Below are 23,610 nucleotides of genomic sequence, written 5' to 3' on the forward strand. Positions count from 1 at the left end.
GATGGGTTCATAGCTGCCGTCGAAAAATACCCCGACCCGGAATCAAGCCCCACGGGCTGGCGTTTTGGTGAGGCTGAGTGTTTCGTTTTTGGGTCGCGATGTGTTTGGCGACCATAAAGTGGTCGTCACGAAGGGCAGAATCGCCATGCCCCGGTCCGGCGCTGCCCGGCTTACGCGCTGGCTTTGGTTGAGCTTAGTCGGCGGAGGCGACCCGCCCCCACAAATCATACTCACCCGCTTCCTCAACCTCGACCGTCACAATATCGCCAACCGACAAGCCCTCGAACCCTTCATCAATGAACAGGTTGCCGTCGATTTCGGGCGCGTCGGCCTTGGTGCGGCAGGTGGCGGCGTCTTCGTCGATCTCGTCGATGATCACATCCATACGGGTGCCGACTTTGGCGGCGAGTTTCGCTTCGGAAATGCTTTGGGCCTTTTCCATGAAGCGATCCCAGCGGTCTTGTTTGACCTCAGGTGCCACATGATCGGGCAGGGCGTTTGACCGCGCGCCGTCGACGTTTTCGTACTGAAAGCATCCGACCCGGTCCAACTGCGCCTCATCCATCCAATTGAGCAGGGTCTGAAATTCCGCCTCCGTCTCGCCGGGATAGCCAACGATGAAGGTCGAGCGCAGGGTGATGTCGGGGCAGACATCGCGCCATGCGGCGATTTCATCGAGGGTTTTCGAAGCCGCCGCCGGACGGGCCATGCGTTTGAGGACATCGGGGTGTGCGTGTTGGAAGGGGATGTCGAGGTAGGGCAGTACCAAGCCGTCGGCCATCAGCGGGATCAGGTTGCGCACATGTGGGTAGGGATAGACGTAGTGCAGCCTGATCCACGCGCCCAAAGACCCCAAATCCCGCGCCAGATCGGTGATGTGGGCGCGGTGGCCGCGATCCTCGGCGTGTTTGATATCGACGCCGTAGGCCGATGTATCCTGAGAGATGACCAGCAGTTCCTTGACGCCATTTTCCACCAGCTTTTCCGCCTCGCGCAGCACCGCATGGGCCGGGCGCGATTGCAGGCGGCCGCGCATGTCGGGGATGATGCAGAATTTGCACTTGTGGTTACAGCCTTCCGAGATTTTCAGGTAGCTGTAGTGGCGCGGTGTCAGGCTGACCGCCTGGGCAGGCAACAGGTCAATGAATGGGTCGGGGCTGGGCGGTACGGCTTTGTGCACGGCATCCAGAACCTGCTCATATTGGTGGGGTCCTGTGACAGCCAGAATGCGGGGGTGGTGTTCGCGGATGTAGTCGGGTTCAGCGCCAAGGCAGCCGGTGACGATGACGCGGCCATTTTCGGTCAATGCTTCACCGATGGCATCCAGCGATTCCGCCTTGGCCGAATCCAGAAAACCGCAGGTGTTGACGATGACCGCATCCGCGCCCGCATAGTCTGGGGACACGCCGTATCCTTCGGCCCGGAGCCGGGTCAGAATACGCTCACTGTCGACCAATGCCTTGGGGCAACCCAGCGATACCATCCCGATGGTGGGCTGGCCGGGGCGGGACGGGTTCGTGATCTGCATCTTTGGTGCAAGATCGGGGCGTAAATTAGGTGGGTTTGTGCTCATCATTTGCGCTATAAGCCAAGCAAAGGGTCTGGGAAAGGCCCAGCAACAGGCGAGGAGTGTTGGCGATGAAATGGATCATGCGGTTATTGGGTGTGCTGCTGCTGATTGTGGTGGTGGCCGTGGGGTCTCTGTTTCTTTTGCCAAAGGACCGGATTGCCAAGATTGCAGCGGATCAATTGCGCAAGGTGACCGGGCGCGAGGTGTCGATCAGTGGCGATGTGTCGATGACGTTCTGGCCTGTGTTGGGCGTGACCGCCGGACAGTTGGAAGTTGGCAACGCCGATTGGGCCAAAGACGGCGCGATGCTCAGCACCTCGAATGCGTCGATTGGGGTGGATGCCTGGTCTTTGCTGGGGGGCGAGATCAAGATCACCAATATTGAAGCGCAAAGCCCGACAATCCGGCTGGAGCAGCGCCGCGATGGCCGTGCCTCCTGGCAGTTTACCGATGGCACGGGTGAGGCGCAGATTGAGACCGAGACATCACCCGCCCGCAAAGCCAAGGCCGTCACAATTCAACAGCTGAAAATCACTGATGCGACGTTGATCTATGATGCCGAAGGCGCTGATCTGGTATCCTATCAGGGGGTTGATCTGTCCCTGGACTGGCCCGAAAGCACCGGGCCTGCGGATATTGTCGCGTCATTACGTCCGGCGCGCGACAAGGTGACGGTTGAGGCGACGATCGACGGCTTTGCCAGTTTCCTGACAGGCGCGGTGCAGCCGATCCGTGCCCGGCTGAGCGCAAAGGGCGGCGGTGTCACGCTGACCGGGCGGGGATCGCTTAACGGGGCCGTGGCGGGCGATATGTGGTTCAAAACCAGCGACACAGGCGCGTTTCTGGGTGAGTTGGGATTGGGCGATGTGACTTTGCCCGCGAATTTGGGCCGCAAGGCGGATATCAAGGCGCAGGTGACGCTGACGCCTGACAGGCGGCTGGCGCTGCGCGAGCTGGTGGCGGATCTGGGCGGCAACACCCTGCGCGGCGCGGCGGATGTGACCCTCAATGGCGTGCCGCAGGTCAATGCAACGCTGAGCGCAGGCACCCTTGATCTGACGTCGCTGAGCGGGGACGACAATGCGCAATCCAGCGCAGGCGGCAGCAGTACCGGCCAAGGCAGCGGTGGCATCGACGGCTGGTCAAAAGCGCCGATTGATGCCGGGGGTCTTGCCAGCTTCAACGGTGCCATTGCATTGCAGGCCGATAGCATTGATCTGGGTGCGCTCAAACTGGGAGCCACCCGCAGTTTGCTGACCAATGATCGGTCGCGGATGGTGTTCGAGCTTCGCGACGTGGCGGCCTATGGCGGCAAATTTGCTGGCGAATTTGTGATGAACAACCGCAATGGATTGTCCGTCGGTGGCAGCTTGAAAGCATTGGGCGTCGAGATGCAGCCCCTGCTGAGAGATACCGCCGATCTGACCCGGTTCAGCGGCAAAGGCGACGCCGAGGTTTCGTTCCTGGGTGCCGGCGGCACTGTGGATGCCATCATGCGCTCGCTCAGGGGCAATGGTGCAATCAAGGTGGGGCGTGGCGCGATTGAAGGGATCGACCTTGATAAGCTGCTTGGATCATTTGATGTCGAAGGGGGCACTACGGTGTTCGATTCCCTTGTTGCAAATTTCGTGATTGAGGCTGGTGTCCTGCGCAATGATGACCTGCTGATGCTGCTGCCCAACTTTAATGCCACGGGTTCCGGTCAGATCAATATTGGCGCGCAGACGTTGGATTATACGGTCGTGCCCAAGGCTTTGCGCGTGAACGGCGCGCGCGGGCTGGCGGTGCCGGTGCGGATATCCGGGCCATGGGCGGATCCGACGATCAGGCCGGATTTGAAAGCGGCCATTGACCTGAATTTCAACGCTGAGAAAAAAGAGGCCGAAGAGCGGGTCAAACAAAAGCTGCAAGAAAAATTGCAGGATGAACTGGGCACCATACAGCAGGATGGTCAATCGGTTGAGGATGCGGTCAAGGACCAGCTTGAGGACAAGCTGAAGCGCGAGTTGCTCAAGATATTTGACTGACAGTATATCGGGGCGATTGTGCGCGAGCCTTTCGCAAAACTCTTGGCTTTCGCAGGCCGTGATGCTGGGGTAAACGGGGCAGGAACCCGTGACAGGAGCGTGCCCAATGGCCAACGATCTTTTTAACACTTTCATGAATGGTCCCGATGAAAATGGCCGTTTTGGCGATTTCGGCGGGCGGTTTGTCTCTGAGACGCTGATGCCGCTGATCCTTGAGCTTGAGCAGGAATACGAAAAGGCCAAGACCGACGATAGTTTCTGGGCCGAGATGAACCATCTGTGGACCCATTATGTGGGCCGTCCCAGCCCACTTTATTTCGCCGAACGCCTGACCGATCACCTGGGCGGTGCCAAGGTCTATATGAAGCGTGACGAGCTAAACCACACCGGCGCGCATAAGATCAACAACGTGCTGGGTCAGATTATTCTGGCACGGCGCATGGGCAAAAAGCGGATCATTGCGGAAACCGGCGCGGGCCAGCACGGGGTGGCAACGGCCACGGTCTGTGCCAAGTTCGGTTTGAAATGCGTCGTCTATATGGGCGCGCATGATGTGGAGCGGCAGGCACCGAACGTGTTTCGCATGCGGCTGCTGGGGGCCGAGGTTGTGCCGGTCACATCCGGACGCGGCACCCTCAAGGACGCGATGAACGACGCGTTGCGTGACTGGGTCACCAACGTGCGTGATACGTTTTACTGCATCGGCACGGTCGCGGGCCCGCATCCCTATCCTGCAATGGTGCGCGATTTCCAAAGCATCATTGGCAAGGAAGTGCGCGAACAGATGACCGAAGCTGAGGGGCGTTTCCCCGATACCGTGATTGCCGCGATTGGCGGTGGCTCCAACGCGATGGGCCTGTTCTTTCCGTTTCTGGACGACAAAGAGGTCAACATCATTGGCGTGGAGGCGGGCGGCAAGGGCGTGAATGCCAAGATGGAGCATTGCGCCTCTTTGACTGGCGGGCGGCCCGGCGTGCTGCATGGCAACCGGACCTATCTGCTGCAGGACGATGACGGGCAAATCCTTGAGGGGTTCTCGATCTCGGCGGGCCTCGATTATCCCGGTATCGGGCCAGAGCATGCGTGGTTGCACGAAATTGGCCGGGCCAAATACGTGTCGATCACCGATGTGGAGGCGCTGGCGGCATTTCAGCTGTCGTGTGAATTGGAGGGGATCATCCCCGCGCTGGAACCGTCCCATGCGCTCGCGCATGTGATGAAGATTGCCCCCGATTTGCCAAAGGACCACATCATCTGCATGAACATGTGCGGGCGTGGCGACAAAGACATCTTTACCGTGGCAAAAGCGCTTGGGTTTGAGATGGGCGCGTTTGCCTGAAGCCCAGGTCTAGCGGGTCAGTTCGAGGATATCGAAGTCGCTTTCCACCGCGGGTGAGGGAAACATCAACCGCGCACGTGTGGGGCTGATCCGTTCAAGAATTGCCACGTCGGTTTGCACGCTGCCGTCCGACCTAAAATCGGGCGGCAGGTCTGCATATGCGGGCGGTGTCACCCCGGCCACAAAGCCGACGCCGACATACACAGCGCGGCCATCCCGAAAGGTGACCTTGCCTTTTGTGCGTTGCGATCCGGTGAGTTTTTCAAAGGTAAAACCATCGTTCTCGATGCCAAACCGACATTTGAACGGGCTATAGACCACCAGTGGCGACAGCCCCCCTAGCTTCATCGTGCGGCAGCTCCAGTCACCGTTGAGTGTTTCATCAAAAGCGATCTGGGGCGTGCCAGAAAGCGCTTGGGTCAGGGCGCTGACATCAGCCGGCGCGCCACCTGAAAGAGCCTGCAAAATCGCGCCGCCAGCGGCTGTGGCAAAGTCGTCAAGCCGCGCAGCATCTTCGGGGCGCAGCGTTGTCTGGGCTGTGGCTGCGGTGCCAAGGACCACACACAGGGCGAGGATCAACCGTGAGAGCATGTGCAATACCTATCCAGTCAGCCGCAGCAGGATGATCAAGCCACAGACCTGAACCTGGATGCCAAAAGGGCGGGCGAACTGAAAAATGGGTGTGTCGTTATTCAACATGGCGCGGCTCTTTATGCATCGGGGTCAGCGTCAGTTGCATGGGCACGCAAAACCTCAAGCGGGATCACATCAAGCGCGCGCACATGGGTCGCGGCCAGATGAACTTGGGGGCCGCACCCTTCGTCGGCGGCCTGTAAAAACCGGCTGGCGCACAGGCACCATGGATCGCCGGGGTTGAGACCCACAAAGCCGAATTCAGGGCGCGAGGTGCTCAGGTCGTTGCCGACATATTTCGAATAGGCAAGGAATTCTGCCGTCATCACAGCACAGACAGTATGGCTGCCCTGATCCTGAACGCAGGTGTTGCAATGGCCGTCGCGAAAGAACCCGGTGACAGGGTCCGTGCCGCAAAGCGCCAGGGGTTCGTTCAGGACATTCAGGCTTGGATCAGGTGTCATGGGGTTCTCACAGGCTGGATGCGATGAGGCGAAAAATATCCTCGTTCTGTTGAGACACGCCAGTATCGCGGAACTGGCGGTCGGCGGCGTTGGTGGCGATCACGACATTGCGGGTGGTGTCGATGTAAATGTACTGCCCATAGATACCGCGCGCCATGAACACGCCGGGCTCTGCGCCGCGTGGAATCCACCATTGCAGACCGTATCCGGTTTGATCCGGTGCCGTGGGCGCGCTGGGCGTGGTGGATGCGGCCACCCAATCGGCCGGCACGATCCGTTTGCCCTGCCAGACACCGCCCTGCGCGAACATCTGGCCAAAACGGGCGTAGTCGCGCGTCGTCATGTTCAGCCCGCCCAGTACAAAAGCGGTGCCGACGCCATCGGTCAGGTAATAGGGCGCGGCCTCAAGCCCTAGGGGTTTGATCACCTTTTCGCTCAGCAGGTCGCTGATGCCGCGCCCGGTTGCCCCGCGCACCACCATGCCGACGACATGGGTATCAATGGAAACGTATTGCCATTGCTGGCCCGGCTCGGCGAAACGCGCCTTAAGCGCTGCGGTGAAATCATCCATCTTGCCGCCCAGCGCCAGCACCCGCCCCATGCGGTTGATGTCAGAATTGAAGTCGAGGTAATCCTCATCAAAGACGACCCCACTGGCCATCTGCAGGACATTGCGCAGGCTTGCTCCGTCATAGGCACCGCCCTTCAGCATGGGCGCATATTTGGTGACCGGGTCATCCAGCGAGGCGATTTTGCCTTCTGCCATCAAGATGCCGACCAACGCGGAAAGATAGCTTTTTGCCATCGACCAGCCGATCCTGCGGTCATCGGCGCTGGTGCCTTGAAAGTAGTTTTCATAGACGATCTGACCGTCTTTGAGCACCAGCAGTGCGGTCACCGTGCGGTCCTTGATCCACGCATCAACCGCCGCTGGCAGATCAGTTTCAGGGCCATAGAACAGCTCACTTGTCGGGCCATCGCCGCGCGGCACGGGCACCGATAGGAAAGCCGCGTCCATATGGCTGAAGTTCTGGACGATCTTTTCTTGTGAAAAAAGCGAATTCACGGCCAGCAGGCGGGTGATCTGTTCGCGCTTCCACAGGCCGACAACCACGATGGCCACAACCAAAGCCAACAAAATGCGGCCAAGCCATTTTCCGAATGTGCGCATGGGTCTGCCCTGCTGATTATGCCTGTTGTCTCGGTCCCATCCAATCACATGCCCTGACAAGGTGCCAGAGCAACATCGCAGGCGGGATGGATGCAGGTCCGGTCAGACAGCGTAGTCCCAGTTGATCCAGCGTCCGTGAAAATCCGCACGCCCCAGATCAATGCGCAGGTTGCCGGGCCAGAGGCGCAAGGTCAGGGCCGCACCGAGTTTGCCCGTTGTGTCGCCGTCGCTTTCCATCGACAGCCACGCAAGGGGGCGATTTGGGGTGGCGCTTGCGCCTGCGGCCTCGATCACCGCGCGTCCACGCGCCTGCACTTCTTTGGGAAAATACTGCCATGCAACGGTATGTTGGATCAGGTGCAATTGGCCTTGCGGGGCGCTGTGCAGACGCGGGGTCAGCCAGTCAATTGCATCGGCCTTTGCGATGGGCGCGTCCACAACCGAGGCGGCAGAGCGGGTCATTGCCAACCGATCAGGCTGATCCGCCCACAGATACGCCGTGAGCCGCAACAGATGATCCGCGCGCTTTGGATCAAGCGGGTTCAGATCGACACCGGCGCGCTGGACAATGCGCGCCGGCACGTCGTGCGGCAGGGGGCCTTGCCATTTGGGCGTGAGAATGACCGCTGGCATTGGCGAGCCAATGCGCCGCCCCTCAAGTTCAATCGCATAATGGTCCCACATCATGTTCAGCCCGCCGCTGGCACCCAGTTCACTGAGGCAGACCGGCAAATTGAAATGCTGCACCGCCACGCGCGCGCCTGCGATCAAAGCAGCAGAGCGGCGCACCTCGTTGGTTTGAGGCGGGCTGTCGCACCATGTCAGTAAGAACGCTTCGTGGGTTCTGAGCGCGTCCAGCATCGCACCGCGCAAGGCCTTGTCGGTGGCCTGGGCGGGGGGATAGACGGCTTTGAGGTCTGCTGCTGCATTGTTCAGCACCAGCGCATGCAGCCCACCCGCGATACGCAACGGCAAGGAATGGCCACCGGGGCCGATATCGCCGGTGAAGGCTGCAAATTTCTGGCCCAACGCGCTTTCAGCGGGCCAATCCTGTGCCAATATCCCAAGCAATTGCCCCATAAAGGGCGAGCCTAAGCCCCTACAGGCCTCCGCCTGCGCCATAAACGCGTCTTGCAAGATCATTTAAAGCGATCCATCAATTTTTGCACCGCGCTGCGGGTGTCTTGCGCGGGCTCTGGCGGGGCTGGCTTTGCAGGCGGGGGTTTTGTCCCGGTGCTGGGGCGCGGCGGTGAGATCCGCAGGCCGACCGCATTCATGAATTTTGCCAGATCACCCGCCACCAGATAGGGCGCACCATCGCTGACGCCGCGCAGCACATCATCGAGCCACACCTCATCGGCTTTGGGAAAATCACGCAGCACATATCCCGGTACCGCGTCCTTGTGACCGGGATGGCCAACACCCAACCGCACGCGGGCATAATCCGGCCCGATATGCGCGTGGATGGACCGCAAGCCGTTGTGGCCTGCGTGACCGCCGCCGACCTTGCACTTGACCTTGCCGGGGGCCAGGTCAATTTCATCGTGGCACACGATCACGTCGCCGGGTTCGACCTTGTAAAAACGCATCGCGGCCTGCACCGATTGGCCAGAGTTGTTCATGAATGTCTCGGGCTTCAGCAGCACGGCCCGGTCTGACCCAAAACGGCCCTCGCTGATGCTGCCCTGGTGTTTGCCCTTCCACGGCCCAAACCCGTGATCCGCCGCTATCCGGTCCACCGCCATGAACCCGATATTATGGCGGTTACGGGCATATTTTGCGCCCGGATTTCCAAGGCCTACAATCAATTTCACTCAAGGTCGCTCCTGCTTTTTTTTGGGACCTTAGCAGGTGGGGTCAGGGAGGGAAATGGAATGGATATCGTTGAGGTCGCACACGGCAAACTCTGCGGGCTAGAATATGCTTTAGGACCGTTGGGGCTTTCGCGGCTCTTGTATGGTTTCAGACCCTAGACGATACCGCCCCCTGCGCCACTGACGGCCGGGCGTTCTGTGGAAACTTTTGGGCGGTAACCGGACGCGCGGTAGGTGGCGACGGGGTCAATTGCGCCTCAGGCTTCAAGGCGTGCCATTGCCAGAATTGGCTCAACATCGGTGCGGAAACCGGCTTTGAGCGTGGTTGTTGCCCATCTGCTGCGCAATCATCAGGCTGGTGCCCCAATCCTGTACAACCGTAGAATAGAACGCAGGTTCGTACATCTTGTGTTCCGTGAGCAGCGTCCAATTGTCGGGCAGGGCGTTATAGACCTGTTTAGCCGCGTCGAGATAGCGTTCGAACTGGCGGGTGAAATTGGTCTGACCGGGAAAGTTCGACCCATCGCCGACCCAGATGGTAAGCGCTTTTGATCCAATCTGCTGACCCAGCTCAATACAGGCGATGTTGTGGTCGATGGCTTGCTGCCGGGTCGCAGCGTCGGTGTGCGCGAGCGAGCCGAATTTATAGCTGTGCGCCTGATCCGGCTGGTCCTGAAAGGTGTTGGAGTTCATCGCGTCAAAGGCCAGCCCGACTTCTTCGGTCTTGCTGTTCAGATCGGCGGCAGGTTGCGCATCCCAGGGGATATGGAGCGATACGGAAGGAGTTGCGCGGGTGAGTTGATGGATCAATCCGCAATCTGACAGTTTATCAAAGATGTCCCGGGGTTCGCCCGTGCCGGGGAACCTTGCAAACCGCGTGCCCCTGGTGCCGACGCCCCAGCTTGGGACGGCCACGCCGTATGTGGCTACCTTTGCCTTGATCTGTTCGATGTCGATACCGCGTCGGTCCAGATGCGCGCCCAACGCGTCGCAGTCGGCATGCATCCTTGCTGCGGCCAGTTCGTTGCGCTGTGCGATGATGTCAGGATGGATCATGGTCTGTTCCTTAGCGGGTGAACGCTTGGACATTGCCCGCGTCTACGTTGATGATGTTTCCGGTCGATTTGGCCGACAGATCAGAGGCCAGAAAATAAGCCGCCTCGGCAATGTCTTGCGGCAGAACGGAAAGCTTGAGCATGAAGCGGTTGCGGTACATCGCCTCAAGCCCGTCCTTGTCAGTGCCATAGGTGCCGGCCCGTTTATGCAGCCAATCGCCCTGCCATATCTTGGACCCCTTGAGCACCGCGTCCGGGTTCACCACATCATTCACGCGCACGCCCATTGGCGCACCTTCAAATGCGAGACACCGGGCGAGGTGGATTTCTGACGCCTTGGCTGTGCAATATGCCGATGCATTGGGCGAGGCAGCGAGACCATTTATCGAGGCGACAAAAACCACAGGCCCCCGATGTCCTGAACCTTGAAAAGCTTGAACGCCTCGCGACTGACAAGGAAATATCCCGTCGACAGGATCGCCATGTTTTTGTTCCACACCTCCAGCGTCGTTTCCTCACCTCAACACCCGGTCATGCAAAAATGGTGGGCACATATGGCTGACATCATGGAAACAGGACCAAGTGACGAACCTGTCGCGGTGCCAATGCCGCGCGTCTTTCATATGCAATGACGCAGCCACGCCATATCGCGGTGATCGACATTGGCAAGACCAACGCAAAACTGCCGCTGGTTGATTTGACGACACTCACTGAAATCGCGGTTGTTACCCGTCCCAATACGGTACGCCTCGGCCCGCCGTGGCCGCATTTTGATGTCGAGGGGCATTGGAATTTTCTGCGGGACGCCTTGGGTCAGTTTCACCGCACCCATGGCGTCGACGCCATCTCCGTCACCACGCATGGGGCCTGTGTGGCATTGCTGGCTGCGGACGGAAGCCTTGCCGCGCCGATATTGGACTACGAGCATCGTTTCCCGGCCGAAATTGTCGCGGCTTATGATGCGATGAGGCCCCCGTTCTCACAAACCGGATCACCTCGCCTTGCGGGCGGATTGAACATCGGCGCGCAATTTCATTGGCAGTTTCTGACCGATCCGACCCTGCGTGAACGCACCGCGCGGATCGTGACATACCCCCAATACTGGGGGCATCGGCTGAGGGGGAATACCGCCAGCGACGTGGCATCAATCGGGTGCCACACGGATCTTTGGCCACCGGCCGACCTGTGCTTCAAAGCCAATCGGAGACCGGCACCAGCATTGGTGCCGCACTTCTTTTTGGATCCGGCAAGGCGCAGTACCCGCGATTTCGCCAGATATTGCGGAGACTGGCCCAGAGTGGCGCGCCTATGCATCGCAGTGGCGTCAGCATGTGGGCGAAACCTGAAGATCACAGCAGTCGAAGGGTCGTGTGGACACATCTGCGCCCCTACCTGGTCCTGGCCGGGCTTACGATCGGTGGTTTGCTGATCGGTATCCTCTCGCATTGGCCTCAAATAGTTCAAATGCACAGTTCCCCCTAGAGACAACGCGTTGACAACCGCACAGAGGGCGCATTCTGTGGTATAACAACTCCAAACAGGGAGGCAGACAAATGATAGCTGGTGCTCACGCAGTCCTTTGGGTCCGGCAGGGCAATCTGGGCAATGACGCGTGTCGTTTTGCCGAGGCCCAGGGCGGATACCTCATTGACGGTTCGGCAACGGACGCCGACTGGAATGTTCTGCGATACCGTGTCCGCGCCCGTAAAGACGGGACAACAAGGCGTGTGCGCATTGGCACAAAATCCCGCATATTCGTGCGCCGTGCTGTCGATGATACATGGACGCTGAATGGAACTGCTGTGCCTGAAGTTGCCGGTGCTCAGGACGTCGACTTTGGCTTCACACCTGCGACCATGACATTACCCATCCGGCGTCTGAAGCTCGGCATCGGGGAAGAGGCCCAAGTCCTTGTGGCGCGGCTTGATCTGGAAAGCCAACAGCTTACGCCGCTGCGCCTTGTCTACCGCCGGACGGATGTGAACAAATACGACTGCGAGAACATGCAGACAGGCACCACTGCGCACCTGAAAGTGGACAGTCAGGGCATCGTAAAAGACTATAAGGGACATTGGAAAGCGCAGGCCTGAAGCGGCCATAGACGATGTTGGCATTCAGGATGGTCGCGGGGTGATGCGCGGCTTTTGCGGCTCTTAAAGCCAAGCCAATGCCAGTGCCGCCAGCGCAAGGTATCTGGTTCCCTTTGCAATCGTGACAAGGATCAGAAAGGGGACGAGCGGCTCTCGCATAAGGCCCGCAACGACGGTCAGCGGATCACCAACGACAGGAAGCCAACTGCCCAAAAGGGACCACCGGCCATAGCGCCGATACCAGCCCTGCGCGCGCTCAAGCTGGTGCTTCGAACTTGGAAACCAGCGCTTGTCTTGAAAGCGAAGCAGGTATCGACCGAGATACCAATTGATGACAGATCCCAGGACGTTTCCCGCTGTGGCGACAAGGATCAGGATCGATACCGGGTGCGCGGAAGCCACCAACAGCCCGACGAGCACCGCTTCGGACTGCATTGGAAGGATCGTCGCGGCCACCAAGGCTGAACTGAAAAGGCCGATATATGCGATCATGTTTCAGTCACTGCCCACTGTCGGCATTCTCGAATGCGTCGAATTTTTTGAAATGAGAGACGGGTTTTCCCCGGATATGGTGAATGCCGTTCGTGCTATTTATTCGGAGTGATAGACAGACAGCACCCTCATTCGGCTTCGATCCTCAGTTCATTAGCATCAGCAGGCATGAAGTCTCAATCAGCAAAACAGGACATTCGGCACATGATGTTTGGCACCGGGCACAATGGAACGGGTGCCGGCGGATGCCACAATCGGGTGTCTTACTGGTTTGCGACCCCACCCGGAACGGTGCGGAAATCATTCTCGGCAGTCGAAAGGTGGTCCCCTTTTTGCCGATCTAAAGCGCTGCAGCGGCAAACAATTGCAGATTTCTGCGCGCTTTTGTCTGGTGGGCATAATTCCCGGAACTTCGCTGCATTTGCTTTGTTTTGACAACACCTGCGTGAAACGAGCGGAAAATCTGCTTGCCCGAAACGCAGCTGAAAAACCGAAGGAACATTGATGTGTTTACGAAAATGAAAAAGACGGCTCTTGCAGCCAGTGTCAGCCTGATCGCTCTGGGCGGTGCAGCCTTTGCCATGGACGCAACGTACAAAGTATCTGTGATTGACGTCGAAGCATCCATGTCAGCGGCTGAGGGCAGCAATGCGATGGCGCTTTACCCCGATATCACAACCGACATTCAGGCAGCAGTCGCCAGCCGCGTGATAACCAGCGATGACGCGGGCGATCCTGAAATTCGGATCGATATTCGCAAGGTCGCGCTGAACGGTGCCGCGATCTTGCCCGACACCAAAGAATTCAATGAGTTGGAAGGCGTGGTTAGCATCACTGGTCCTGAAGGGGCAGATGGCGGGTATACCTTCCCCATCAATATCGCCGCCTATACCGGAGATCAGATTGTTCCCGAAGGCTATATTGCCGTGCTTCCCTCCGAAATGGATTTTTGCGAGGCGATGGTAAATTCTTTTGCGGACTCGGTTGCGGAAGGACTGGATAAACTCAATCCCAGCGGCACGGACACCAAGAGCTGAACTCACAAGAGTTTGGCATCGAAGGGGGCCGTTCGACCTGACAGCATCGATACCAATATGTGACGATAAGCTGAGATTGGTTCGGGTTGCTTCGACGGTACCAACGGTTTTGCGTAATCGCAAAAGGCGATCTGCCGCCTATACCCTCTCGTGAGGGTTGCAAGTCGTTCTGTATTTTAGAGTATAATCGGTTGGTGGCCATAAAATCTATGGATCCACCAACCGGACCTGACGCAGACGCAAATTTGGCGAAAATTCGATTGGTAAAAAGATGGGAACTATTCTTGGCACCTGATTTTATCATCGGAGGGGCCCCGAAATGCGGTACAACTTCTCTGCATCAAATGCTGGACCAGCATCCGGACATCTGGATCGCCAGAAACGAATTGTACTTTTTTGACATGGATGACCCGATCGCGCATGGCGACTTTCTTGAGGTCCACGGAAATGATTTGTCATGGCGCGATCCCGAAGATCCGACATTTCAGGATTGGTACCGAAGCCGGTTTGCAGAAGCACCGAACGGAAGTTTGATCGGCGAGGATACAACGACCTATCTGATGTCCGATGTTGCGGCCCACCGCATCAAGGCGGCGGATCAGAACGTAAAGATAATCTTTATGCTGCGCGATCCGGTAAAGCGTGCTTTTTCGCAATATTGGCATCTTTTGCGCAGTGGGCGTACGCATTTGTCATTCGAAAGGGCGCTGAGCCAGGAGCCGTCTATTATCCTTGGATCAACCTATGCGCCTGCCTTGCGGGAATTCCGCGACGCGCTTGGTGCGGCGCGTGTTCACGTCGTCTTGTTTGAGGAATTCAAAACAAACCAGCAAGAGGTGATGGACGGCGTGACGGACTTTCTCGGGCTCGCGCCCGTTTCGGTTGGGGCCATCGATACATGGCACAACAAAACAAAGTATCCCGCAAAGATGAAAACGCTACTGCGCCTGAATCGTGTGGGGCGACTTCTGGTCAGATACCGGTACAAACGACACTTTGGCGGGGACGTACGGCTTTGGTCGCGGATTGCGCATAAGGCGTACCAGCACTGGTTCCGCTTCGTGGCGCGCCGCATTTTGACCCAGGATCATCCGCCATCCGAAATGCAGGCAAGAACACGCGCATACCTGACCCGACATCTTTCGGACCGCAATGCCGGGCTTTCGGCGCTGCTGGGGCAAGATTTGAGCCAGCACTGGCCGGGTTTTTCGCAATGACGCATGGGGTCGGAAATTCAGCTTGGCTGGGCGCTGCCCATGCGACGGATGGTCCGCCTGTGCTGCCTCGGCGAATTGCCGCGTAGGTGTTGCTTGCTGTTTGTCTGATACCCCGCGCGGACATAGTTTCGCTGAGGGCAAAGTGCCTCTGTAGAACAGGACCATACGCGATATGAAAAGCCATTCAGCACACCTATTCTTGATGACACTCGCCCTTGCCGTGTCGCTGACCGGGCCGTCACATGCGCAGGCCGGGTCGTCGTTCTTTGAGCCGTTTGACCGCTTGTCCAAAACCAGATGGTTCACATCGAGCGGTTGGGCCAATGGCAAGCACCAGAGCTGTTTATGGCACAAGGATCGCGTAGAGATTGCGAACGGAAAGCTTCTTTTGTCGCTCACCGCCGATGCCAAGGAAGATCGGTCTTTTAGCTGCGGTGAGATACAGACGAAGGCGCGCTATGGATACGGAACATACGAGGCACGCATGAAAGTGCCCTTTGCCAGTGGGATGAACGCGAACCTGTTCACCTTCATTGGCGCACCGCAGGATCGCCCGCATAACGAGATCGATTTTGAGTTTATCGCGCCGCAAGGCCCGAAACTTCAGACCAATTTTCACACGGCAAAGAATGGCGAGAACACGGAATTCCTGGCAATGCAGAACGATGGCGAGTTTCGCAATTACGCCTTCATCTGGGAACCGGACCGCATTCGCTGGTTCATTGATGGAAAGTTGATCCGCGACGTGCGCGCGGGCACGCTGCCCAATGAGCCGCAAAAGATCTACCTCAGTTTATGGTCGACCGACACACTTGTCGATTGGATGGGATCGTTCGATCACGGATCAGCGCCGCAGACCCTTGCGGTGGACTGGCTGGCCTACACCGAACAGGGCGCTGAATGTGGGTTTGAGCAATCGGTGCTGTGTCTGGACGGGGTCGATGTGGCGCAATGACGGCTGTGAATATCAATGGGGCATCGGCGCAGACCGCGCCGGATTGGGGCGTAAGAGGCTTTCGGCCGGATGAGTGCCGCCGGTCGCGCCGCTGTTCCAAATTTTTGATGAACGGGTTGTCGAGGGCGCAATTTCGCCTACTGATTGAACATCGCAAAAGGCCGCAGCTTCCAAATCGCTGGTTCTTCTTGTTTTTACTGGTTAAACTGAGGGTACTTGAAAGATATGGCAGAGCCAGCCGAGGCCGACCATCCAGCAGCGCAAAAAGCGTAGGATGTGCTGCATTTGCTGTCAGTAGGCAGCCGATGTGGACCCGAGGCATCTGGATCTGGCAGCCTTTGAAGACAGCAGGGTATGGACTGTAGATCAGATGAACATGCGTCAGGCCACGATTGTCGATCCAAATCAGAACACGGCATACACCGTGCCAGCAATTGCGCTTTCCATGGTCGTCTTTGCCTATTCGGTCAATTTTGGCCCGCTTTCAATTCTGGCCCTCTATGCCTGCTGGTTGTTGCCTTTTGTGATCGCACCACGCGTGCTGATCGGCAGGTTTGGGCCGGTCCTGCTGCTTTTGACGGTGCCGTTCTTCTTTGCGCTGTCGCTGTTGTGGAGTGATGTGCCTGCCACCACGCTGCGTTCCGCGATCCAATACGGTATCACATTCTTTGCCGGGCTGGTTGCTGCGCGGATCACATCCATGGCGAACCTTGCGCTTGGCGGCACAATTGGCGGGCTTCTTGTGCTGCTCTATTCGGCGGTGAACGGGGGGTATTCCTACGACTATATCGACGGTGATTTTGCCTTTAACGGCGCATTCTCGTCGAAGAACCAGCTGGGTTATTTTGCGACGCTGTCGATCCTGTTCTCCTTGTCACTGGTCTGGATCTTCCAAAGCCAAAGGGCGTTGCAACCCTTGGCCTTCCTCACTGCCGGGGCTGGCCTGATCATGTTGTGGATGTCAGATTCTGCGACTTCGCTGCTGTCTGCATTTGCAGCCTTCGCCGCGATCATGTTCATGGGCGTGGTGCTGATGCTGGCACCGTGGCTTCGGCGGGCCGCTGTTTTTCTGGTGCTGATGGGCAGTGTTGCGATGGGATTTGCCAGCTATCGCTTGGGCGCATTCGACGCGGTGCTCGCCGCTTTTGGCAAGGATTCAAGCCTGACGGGCCGCACCTATCTGTGGAGCGAGGCGCTTGAGTTCGGCGAGCAGCAGCCGGTTCTGGGTCTTGGATACAACGCCTTCTGGAGCCACGGACGCCCCGCAGCAGAGCTGCTTTGGGAAGAGTTCTATATCACAGCCCGGACCGGTTTTCATTTTCACAACCTGCTTATCGAAACCTATGTTGGGACCGGGCTGATCGGATTGGCGCTGGTCGGGGGGCTTTGTCTGTTGTTGTTCGTCATGCCGCTGAGCGCGGCGCTGGGGCGCGGCAGGGCTGGATCGCTGATCTTGCTGTCAGGGCTGGCGATCCTGTTTCTTGTAAGGTCCGCAGCGGAAGTTGATTTCATCACGCCGCACACGGCCGGCACATTCCTGGTGGCCTTCGTGCTTTTGCGGCTGTTTGACCACAATCACAACCACAGCGTTCGTCACGTGACGGATATGTCCAGGCCCATGCGGCGGCTTCGGCATCCGTCACTGGGCACCCTGAGCGGGGTCGTACAATGACCACCGGCAAGCTTACGGAGTTTTTGCAATGACAAGACCGGTTCAGGAACGGCGCATTACATGGACGAAGGACAACGTGCATCCCCTCGGTGGGTACCGCGATGAACTGCGGGTGGACGTGGGCAGCATGGTGCGCGCCATGCGGCGGCAGTTCCGTCTGGTGATGATCTTTGCAGCGATCGGTCTGGTGATTGCGGTTCTGATGATACTAGGTTCCGTACCTCGGTACACAGCCGCTGAAACGGTGCTGCTGGACGAACAGCGCGCAGATTTGCTTAACGAAGTGTCGCCCCTGCCAAATGCCGTGCGTTCCGATACTGCTGTCCAGAGCGAGATTGAGATCATCAGATCACGTGCGCTTGCCTATCAGGTTGTCGATCTGCTGAACCTTGATGAGGATGCTGACTTTCTGTCGCCCCCGGTGGGTGCCACGCAACAGGTAATCGGTGCGGTTTCGTCGCTGACCGACCCGCTGGCGCGGCTTTTGACACCTGCGCCACCGGTGTCGGAAACGCCTGCCGACGGGGACAATGCTGAGAACGCGGTGCCGATGCTGGGCTCTGATCTGGAGGTTACTGACCGGGACCGCGCAGCCCAGATTTTGCGTGATCGTTTGAATGTCTCGCGTCTGGGCCGCAGTCTTGTCATCGAAATCAAATTTTCAGATTTTGAACCAAGGCGGGCGGCCCTCATCGCGCGCGGCTATGGATCGGCTTACGAGAGCTTTCAGCTTGGCACCACGAATGAGATCGCTGCCAAGGCCGAAGACTGGCTTCGCGAGCGTCTTGACGTGCTGGAACAGAAAAGCACCGAAGCGGCGTCGGCCGTTTATGAGTTTCGCGCCGCCAACAATCTGGTGCAGGTGCGCGGGAACCTGTTGACCGAACAACAGCAATCGGAACTGGCCAGTAAGTTGATGACCGCAGCTGCCGATGCCGCCGAAGCCGAAGCGCGGCTTGAAAGCGTGGAGTCGCTGCTGGCCCGTTCCAAAGACGGAGAAGAGATTATCGTGGTGCCGGTCGTTGGCGGGCAAATCGGGGCAGACACCGACGCGCTGCGCCGCGATTATCTGGATGCGCGCCTGCGCTATCGCCGTCTGGTCGATCAGTTTGGAGCAGAGCATCCGCAGGCCCAACAACTCAGCGGCAGCATGGCGTTGCTCAAGGAAGCCATCGAGGTTGAGCTGGAACAGGCAACCGAAGCGTCGCGCGTGGCTTACAACATTTCGCGCAGCCGAGAAGAGTCACTGCGCACCGATCTTCAGGCAATCACCGGTACATCCGACGAAAACCTTGCCCTGCGTGGCAGGTTGCAACAGCTTGAGGCAATTTCGGAAACCTATGCTCAGGTCTATCGCGACTACCTCGCCCGGCTTGAGGTAACGATGCAGCAGCAAGGGTTCCCGATCGCTGCGATCAAGATCATCTCACCCGCAGAAGTCCCAAAAAGTGCGTCCAGCCCGCGCAAAAAGGCGATGCTTCTTGCGGGCCTATTGCTGGGCGGCATGCTGGGTGTTTTGATCGGAACGGCACGGGAATTGCTGCCGAAACCGGTCCGCAGGATGTCCACCTTGCGGCAGGAGGTTGGCATAAACTGTGCTGGGCTGTTGCCGGGTGAAAAGAGCCGTGACGACGCGGCGTGGAAGCCCACGCGTCTGCGCACCATCGAACGGCTGGCACAGGCATGCGAAGCAAACCGCCAGAAGCCCGGTGGCTTGCTGGTCGCAGTCGCGCCACTGTCACCGGGTTTGGAAGATCACCATGCTTTGCCTACAGCACTGGCTGCGCACCTGTCCCAGAACGGTGCCCGGCGCGTATTGCTTATTCATGAAGAGAAGTTGCCGCCGGAGGCCATCCCCGGGCCGAACGCGAAGGGTCCGGAAACCGTACTCCTGCAGAAAGTACTGGAAAGCTGGTCCGAGCAAGCGGGCACAGAGACCAGCGATGTCGACTTGAACATGATGGCCAAATTTCTGCGCGATGAATTCAGCTTTGTCCTGGTCGCCCTGCGGCCTCTTAGTCTGGCAGATCGGTCAGACCCCCATTCATGGAGCTATGACAGCACAATACTGCGCGTGCCCTGGGGGCAGGTATTGCCGGGTTTCGTCACAGATGCGCTGATGGATCACCCTAGGTTCCACAGCTGTCTCGCGACCACGGTTCTTGAAGATGCAGAGCTGGCGACAGCGCGGCGGTACATCAGCGCTGGGAGTTACGAAGAGCTTGAGATCAATGCATAAGGCCCGGTTAACAGCGCACTTGTCAAAGATGGCTACAGGCCTGGGCGTTGTGTTGGCGCTTGGCTTGCATCCGGTCTTTTCCACGCAGGCTATTGCGCAGACTTCGACCGAGGCCGGGATTGCTGCCGTTGAGATTCTCGCGCCACAGCAGACCATTGATATTCGGGTCGGACGCTGGGATCCCATTCAGGAAACCTATACCGCGTGGGAGGCGGTCGGAGGCGCGTTCCTGATCAGCAGTTCTGGTACGGTGACGCTGCCCTTGATCGGGAACATGCCCGCCGCGGGCATGGCACCGGATGAACTGGGCGCAGACATAGCGCAGCGCGTGCAGGAGCGCTTGGGGTTGAATGGCGAAATTCAGGCCATCGTGACCATTACAGATTTTGCACCGATCTATGTGACGGGGGATGTGCGGTCGCCGGGTGCCTATCCCTATGCGCCACAAATGACCGTGCTTCAGGCGCTCAGCCTTGCAGGCGGGGTTGACCGGGCCAGCCCGGCATTGGTGCGCGGTGAACGCGGTGCGCTGAACTCTCTTGGCACCTACCGCGTGATGGAGCTTGAATTGCTGCGACGTCTTGCAACGCTGGCGCGGTTGGAGGCCGAGGAAGCCGGATTAGAAATGATGCCGCCCAAAGAACTTTTGTCTGCACCGCTGGGCGCTGAATTGATCGCGCAGGAGCAGCGGATTTTGCAGTCCCAGAAATCCGCCTTTGCGTCCAGCCTCGCGCAGATAGATGAGCTTGAAGCCTTGCTGCAGGAACGGATCAATAGCCTGCGGGTGCAGGCCGAACTGCGTCAACAGCAACTCAAATTGCTGGAGGACGAACTGGAAAACGCCGCCGGCCTTGTGGAACGCGGCCTGACCACCGTTGCGCGTCAGAGCAACCTGCAACGCGACGTCGCGGATCAGCAGGTCCGGCTTCTTGAAGTCGATACGGCCCGACTGAATGCCGAACAACGTCTCAACGAGACGCGCCGCGACCGATTGAAACTGACGAACGAACGCAGCCGGGAACGGGTGCAGGGGTTGCAGGATCAACGCGCCGCGATTGGAGAGTTGCGCATCAGGATGGAAACCGAGGCCGCCCTTTTTGCCGAAGCGATGCGCACCGGAAACGGGTTGGTTGAGCTTTCGGTCATGTCGCCGCCCCAGTTGCAGGTCACGAGAACGGGCTCTGAAGGACCAACAACCTTTGCTGTGGGACGGAATGACCTTTTGGAAGGCCGGGATGTCCTTGAAGTTGTGCTGGATGCTCCCAGTCCCAACGACAGTATTCCGGTGCGCAGACTGTCACCTGCGGAAAGCGGCGTCTTAGAGCAGGGAAGCCTGCCGGGGTCGTTGTCGGGCGCTGACAAGACGGACCCAGCCGCAGCCACCGCTGATATCCCGCCGACCTGAAGACATCAACGGATCAGCTGGATGATGGCGCGACCGGAGACCGCAGAATGTCCACAAGGCTGTCGACCTGCCAGTCGGGGACCATTTCTGGCCGTTCAGCATGCGCCAAAGCGGCGCGTGAGGCAGCGGCATATGCCGCCTCATCCTGCCAGAGCGTCCGCACGGCGCTTGCCCAGGCATCCGCAGAGGCGTCTTTGTCCAACAGCACCCCGCCAGACCCAACCGCCTCCGGCAATCCGCCGATATTCGAGGCCACCACCGGAATGCCGCTGATCTGTGCTTCGGCAGCGACGCGCCCAAAGGCCTCTTCCCACTGGCTTGGGACCAGAACGAGACGCGCCTGATCATAGACCGTCCGCATGTCGTTTGTAGAGGGCCGCAAAGTGACGTTTGGCAGCGCGGCAATGCTGGCGATCAGATGCGCATCCTGATCCGGGGACAGGTCCCATCCGCGTACGAATACAAAAGGAATGTCAGGGCAAGCCGCGGCAATCTTTAGGGCAATGTCGACACCCTTGTTGGGGTGCGGATTGATGAATGTCACATTTTCGCGCGAGGATCTGACACGGTATTTTTCAGCCTCGATCATCGGATGGATCACGTCAGCTGATATGCCGTCGGTCTCGGCGAACTTCCGAGCCGTGAAATGGGAATTCGCGATGAAACCGGTCTTTGTCAGCCCCACCAGCGATCCACCAAGGTCCTGGGTCTCGACATTGCGCAGATAGATGAAAGTGCGGGTGACATCGCGGTCGATGGCCTTTGCCAACGGCACCGGAAGGCGGGATTGGAACACAGCAACGTCTGGCTGAAAACCTTGAACGACCCGCGCCGCAACGGTTTCGGCGAACCAGGCGCGGAAGACGGGGTATCCCAGACTGTCATCGCGTACATATCCGCGCCGTCTAAGCTTGAGCAGAAGCCGCCCGCGTATGCCCAGCCAGCCTTCACCGGTCAGACCGGCCAGCACCGCGACGGTGTGCCCCCGCGCCCGCAGCCGTTTGGCCAACTCATGGGTGCTGGCCTGCGCGCCCCCGTACATCTGCGGCAAATAGGGGTGGGCGCTTCCAAAAAGGATACGCATCTTCCGGTCTGGGTTGGGGGTGGGCGTGTCTGTCGCCGAATTCATAATCTACCGTTCATAAAAAAGGTTTCGTGGCCAGGGTCAGACCCAGCGTTCTGCGGACCCGTCCCGTCGCACGTCTGCAATGAGCCGTTGCCAAGACCACCGCACGTCGTGCTGCGCGATGACAAAACCGTAGGATCAAAAAATTTTGCGGATGGTTAATGCTGATCAGCGACAGACACCTTTCTTGAACGGACGCGAATCACCGACAGCGTCAATCTTACGCCGTCTGAATGCGCTAACAGACTGCGCGAATCTTAAGAACCAATCGGCTGATATGTGCATCAATTGGGTTTGAAAACAAAGAAATGCGCGGTTTTTGAGCATCGATGTGCGGAATCTAACCGAAAGCCCACCCCCGCATCGGCGGAGCATTGCCTGCCGTAATAATGGCATTTGCATCAGCAGCAATTGTCGTACCCTTATTACGGGAACTAATTTGCGATGAAACTGGATGGGGGTTCGGGTGCAATCGCGTGGGGCGTTTTAAGCACGCTTCTGCTGCGATGGTCATTGCATTTTCGTTGGGTGAGGTCGCGGGTCTGCGATTTCACCTACATGCGAACTGAGGATGGAGTCTGATGAAAACGATACAAACAGAACCCCCCCACGCCAAGGGCACACTGGCGTCCATTGCCCGCCCGCGGCATCTTGTTTGGGCCAATCCCAGACATGCAGGTGCCCCTCTGGGCGGTTGGACCAAACGAAGTCTGGACTTTGCGGTCGCACTGATCATGCTTGTGGTCTTTTCACCGCTCATCCTGGGGCTAGCGCTTTTGGTCTATCTGACGTCACCGGGTTCGATTTTTTACCGTCATCGCCGTGTGGGATATCTAAACCGTTCGTTTTTCTGCTTGAAGTTGCGGACCATGGTGATGAACAGCGAAGAAGTCCTGCAAAGGCATTTGCAGAGATTCCCGGAAGCCCAAAGGGAATGGGAAGAAACCTTTAAACTGCGCGAAGATCCTCGGGTCACGCCGATTGGTCACGTCCTTCGCAAATTCAGTCTTGATGAATTGCCGCAACTCATCAACGTCCTGCGGGGTGATATGAGCCTTGTCGGTCCACGTCCCGTGCCCAATGAAGAATTGCAGCGCTATGGCCGGTCAAGCCGGTTCTATGTCAGGGCACGGCCCGGCATTACCGGATTGTGGCAGGTAAGCGGTCGCAACAACACGACCTACAACCGCCGCATTGCATATGATCGGGCGTATGTCACACGGTTCAGCACAGCCGCTGATATCGCCATTCTGGCGCAAACTCTTCCGGCGGCGATGCGCTCTGACGAAACCTCTTAATCCAAC

20 protein-coding genes and 2 pseudogenes are annotated in these 23,610 nt (G+C 58.3%); 12 read left to right on the top strand and 10 right to left on the bottom strand.

The window, feature by feature from the left end; genetic code table 11:
• Window positions 1–193: 193 nt before the first annotated feature.
• Window positions 194–1,573, bottom strand: coding sequence for a 30S ribosomal protein S12 methylthiotransferase RimO (gene rimO / locus C1J02_RS05845; RefSeq protein ID WP_114880399.1), 1,380 nt, complete (start codon window positions 1,571–1,573; stop codon window positions 194–196).
• A gap of 65 nt (window positions 1,574–1,638) precedes the next feature.
• On the opposite strand from rimO, the gene C1J02_RS05850 reads away from it, so the two are divergent.
• Window positions 1,639–3,597, top strand: coding sequence for an AsmA family protein (locus C1J02_RS05850; protein WP_114877747.1), 1,959 nt, complete (start codon window positions 1,639–1,641; stop codon window positions 3,595–3,597).
• Window positions 3,598–3,703: 106 nt separating this feature from the next.
• Entirely contained in the window at window positions 3,704–4,936 is a 1,233-nt protein-coding gene (gene trpB, locus C1J02_RS05855) for a tryptophan synthase subunit beta (RefSeq protein WP_114877748.1), read from the top strand.
• 9 nt (window positions 4,937–4,945) lie between these two features.
• On the opposite strand, the gene C1J02_RS05860 is transcribed toward trpB, so the two are convergent.
• The 7 genes and pseudogenes from C1J02_RS05860 to C1J02_RS05890 form a co-directional block, all read right to left on the bottom strand.
• Complete coding sequence (locus C1J02_RS05860; protein ID WP_114877749.1) at window positions 4,946–5,527, bottom strand: DUF4893 domain-containing protein; 582 nt, start codon at window positions 5,525–5,527, stop codon at window positions 4,946–4,948.
• A 119-nt stretch (window positions 5,528–5,646) separates the two neighbouring features.
• Window positions 5,647–6,033, bottom strand: coding sequence for a DUF2237 family protein (locus tag C1J02_RS05865; RefSeq protein ID WP_114877750.1), 387 nt, complete (start codon window positions 6,031–6,033; stop codon window positions 5,647–5,649).
• A gap of 7 nt (window positions 6,034–6,040) precedes the next feature.
• Window positions 6,041–7,204, bottom strand: a complete 1,164-nt coding sequence (locus C1J02_RS05870) for a serine hydrolase (protein WP_114877751.1) — start codon at window positions 7,202–7,204, stop codon at window positions 6,041–6,043.
• A 102-nt stretch (window positions 7,205–7,306) separates the two neighbouring features.
• Complete coding sequence (locus C1J02_RS05875; RefSeq protein ID WP_114877752.1) at window positions 7,307–8,347, bottom strand: DUF2332 domain-containing protein; 1,041 nt, start codon at window positions 8,345–8,347, stop codon at window positions 7,307–7,309.
• Complete coding sequence (gene pth / locus C1J02_RS05880; RefSeq protein WP_114877753.1) at window positions 8,344–9,018, bottom strand: aminoacyl-tRNA hydrolase; 675 nt, start codon at window positions 9,016–9,018, stop codon at window positions 8,344–8,346. The genes C1J02_RS05875 and pth overlap by 4 nt, the downstream gene beginning before the upstream one ends.
• Before the next feature lie 155 nt (window positions 9,019–9,173).
• Window positions 9,174–10,074, bottom strand: a pseudogene (locus C1J02_RS05885) (sugar isomerase).
• Window positions 10,075–10,084: 10 nt separating this feature from the next.
• Complete coding sequence (locus tag C1J02_RS05890; protein ID WP_254693215.1) at window positions 10,085–10,570, bottom strand: SDR family oxidoreductase; 486 nt, start codon at window positions 10,568–10,570, stop codon at window positions 10,085–10,087.
• A 36-nt stretch (window positions 10,571–10,606) separates the two neighbouring features.
• Here C1J02_RS05890 and C1J02_RS05895 point away from each other — a divergent pair, with 36 nt between their 5' ends.
• The 3 genes and pseudogenes from C1J02_RS05895 (at window position 10,607) to C1J02_RS05905 (ending at window position 12,163) form a co-directional block, all read left to right on the top strand.
• On the top strand, window positions 10,607–10,705 hold the full coding sequence (locus C1J02_RS05895) for an L-rhamnose mutarotase (RefSeq protein ID WP_368073767.1): 99 nt from the start codon (window positions 10,607–10,609) through the stop codon (window positions 10,703–10,705).
• Window positions 10,702–11,250, top strand: a pseudogene (locus C1J02_RS05900) (carbohydrate kinase); the annotation flags it as partial. The gene C1J02_RS05895 and the pseudogene C1J02_RS05900, both read left to right, overlap by 4 nt.
• A 376-nt stretch (window positions 11,251–11,626) precedes the next feature.
• The gene (locus C1J02_RS05905) at window positions 11,627–12,163 is read left to right on the top strand and encodes a putative glycolipid-binding domain-containing protein (RefSeq protein WP_114877754.1); all 537 of its coding nucleotides are present in this window, start codon (window positions 11,627–11,629) and stop codon (window positions 12,161–12,163) included.
• A 63-nt stretch (window positions 12,164–12,226) separates the two neighbouring features.
• Here the strand turns inward: C1J02_RS05905 and C1J02_RS05910 are convergent, their stop codons facing one another.
• On the bottom strand, window positions 12,227–12,655 hold the full coding sequence (locus tag C1J02_RS05910; RefSeq protein ID WP_114877755.1) for a YqaA family protein: 429 nt from the start codon (window positions 12,653–12,655) through the stop codon (window positions 12,227–12,229).
• Window positions 12,656–13,173: 518 nt separating this feature from the next.
• Here C1J02_RS05910 and C1J02_RS05920 point away from each other — a divergent pair.
• From C1J02_RS05920 to C1J02_RS05945, 6 genes are all read left to right on the top strand, one after another.
• On the top strand, window positions 13,174–13,692 hold the full coding sequence (locus C1J02_RS05920; RefSeq protein WP_254693216.1) for a hypothetical protein: 519 nt from the start codon (window positions 13,174–13,176) through the stop codon (window positions 13,690–13,692).
• A gap of 284 nt (window positions 13,693–13,976) precedes the next feature.
• Window positions 13,977–14,909: a sulfotransferase gene (locus C1J02_RS05925; protein WP_162798246.1), complete on the top strand. Its 933-nt coding sequence runs from the start codon at window positions 13,977–13,979 to the stop codon at window positions 14,907–14,909.
• 202 nt (window positions 14,910–15,111) lie between these two features.
• The gene (locus C1J02_RS05930; RefSeq protein ID WP_162798247.1) at window positions 15,112–15,864 is read left to right on the top strand and encodes a family 16 glycosylhydrolase; all 753 of its coding nucleotides are present in this window, start codon (window positions 15,112–15,114) and stop codon (window positions 15,862–15,864) included.
• 307 nt (window positions 15,865–16,171) lie between these two features.
• Window positions 16,172–17,536, top strand: a complete 1,365-nt coding sequence (locus tag C1J02_RS05935; RefSeq protein WP_162798248.1) for an O-antigen ligase — start codon at window positions 16,172–16,174, stop codon at window positions 17,534–17,536.
• 28 nt (window positions 17,537–17,564) lie between these two features.
• The gene (locus tag C1J02_RS05940; protein WP_114877761.1) at window positions 17,565–19,775 is read left to right on the top strand and encodes a Wzz/FepE/Etk N-terminal domain-containing protein; all 2,211 of its coding nucleotides are present in this window, start codon (window positions 17,565–17,567) and stop codon (window positions 19,773–19,775) included.
• A 28-nt stretch (window positions 19,776–19,803) separates the two neighbouring features.
• Window positions 19,804–21,180: a polysaccharide biosynthesis/export family protein gene (locus tag C1J02_RS05945; protein ID WP_162798249.1), complete on the top strand. Its 1,377-nt coding sequence runs from the start codon at window positions 19,804–19,806 to the stop codon at window positions 21,178–21,180.
• 13 nt (window positions 21,181–21,193) lie between these two features.
• Here C1J02_RS05945 and C1J02_RS05950 read toward each other — a convergent pair whose 3' ends face one another.
• Window positions 21,194–22,264 (bottom strand): glycosyltransferase, encoded by a 1,071-nt coding sequence (locus C1J02_RS05950; RefSeq protein WP_162798250.1) that lies wholly within the window; start codon window positions 22,262–22,264, stop codon window positions 21,194–21,196.
• A 623-nt stretch (window positions 22,265–22,887) separates the two neighbouring features.
• On the opposite strand from C1J02_RS05950, the gene C1J02_RS05955 reads away from it, so the two are divergent.
• Window positions 22,888–23,604, top strand: coding sequence for a sugar transferase (locus C1J02_RS05955; RefSeq protein WP_162798251.1), 717 nt, complete (start codon window positions 22,888–22,890; stop codon window positions 23,602–23,604).
• Window positions 23,605–23,610: the final 6 nt, after the last annotated feature.

It is taken from the genome of Sulfitobacter sp. SK011, from assembly GCF_003352065.1.
Taxonomy (GTDB): domain Bacteria; phylum Pseudomonadota; class Alphaproteobacteria; order Rhodobacterales; family Rhodobacteraceae; genus Sulfitobacter.

Excerpts from the sequence above, each read along its gene's own strand:
- rimO (WP_114880399.1), bottom strand. The coding sequence starts at position 1,573 with ATGAGCACAAACCCACCTAATTTACGCCCCGATCTTGCACCAAAGATG.
- C1J02_RS05850 (WP_114877747.1), top strand. The coding sequence starts at position 1,639 with ATGAAATGGATCATGCGGTTATTGGGTGTGCTGCTGCTGATTGTGGTG.
- trpB (WP_114877748.1), top strand. The coding sequence starts at position 3,704 with ATGGCCAACGATCTTTTTAACACTTTCATGAATGGTCCCGATGAAAAT.
- C1J02_RS05860 (WP_114877749.1), bottom strand. The coding sequence starts at position 5,527 with ATGCTCTCACGGTTGATCCTCGCCCTGTGTGTGGTCCTTGGCACCGCA.
- C1J02_RS05865 (WP_114877750.1), bottom strand. The coding sequence starts at position 6,033 with ATGACACCTGATCCAAGCCTGAATGTCCTGAACGAACCCCTGGCGCTT.
- C1J02_RS05870 (WP_114877751.1), bottom strand. The coding sequence starts at position 7,204 with ATGCGCACATTCGGAAAATGGCTTGGCCGCATTTTGTTGGCTTTGGTT.
- C1J02_RS05875 (WP_114877752.1), bottom strand. The coding sequence starts at position 8,347 with ATGATCTTGCAAGACGCGTTTATGGCGCAGGCGGAGGCCTGTAGGGGC.
- C1J02_RS05895 (WP_368073767.1), top strand. The coding sequence starts at position 10,607 with ATGCAAAAATGGTGGGCACATATGGCTGACATCATGGAAACAGGACCA.
- C1J02_RS05905 (WP_114877754.1), top strand. The coding sequence starts at position 11,627 with ATGATAGCTGGTGCTCACGCAGTCCTTTGGGTCCGGCAGGGCAATCTG.
- C1J02_RS05910 (WP_114877755.1), bottom strand. The coding sequence starts at position 12,655 with ATGATCGCATATATCGGCCTTTTCAGTTCAGCCTTGGTGGCCGCGACG.
- C1J02_RS05920 (WP_254693216.1), top strand. The coding sequence starts at position 13,174 with ATGAAAAAGACGGCTCTTGCAGCCAGTGTCAGCCTGATCGCTCTGGGC.
- C1J02_RS05930 (WP_162798247.1), top strand. The coding sequence starts at position 15,112 with ATGACACTCGCCCTTGCCGTGTCGCTGACCGGGCCGTCACATGCGCAG.
- C1J02_RS05940 (WP_114877761.1), top strand. The coding sequence starts at position 17,565 with ATGACAAGACCGGTTCAGGAACGGCGCATTACATGGACGAAGGACAAC.
- C1J02_RS05945 (WP_162798249.1), top strand. The coding sequence starts at position 19,804 with ATGGCTACAGGCCTGGGCGTTGTGTTGGCGCTTGGCTTGCATCCGGTC.
- C1J02_RS05950 (WP_162798250.1), bottom strand. The coding sequence starts at position 22,264 with ATGCGTATCCTTTTTGGAAGCGCCCACCCCTATTTGCCGCAGATGTAC.
- C1J02_RS05955 (WP_162798251.1), top strand. The coding sequence starts at position 22,888 with ATGAAAACGATACAAACAGAACCCCCCCACGCCAAGGGCACACTGGCG.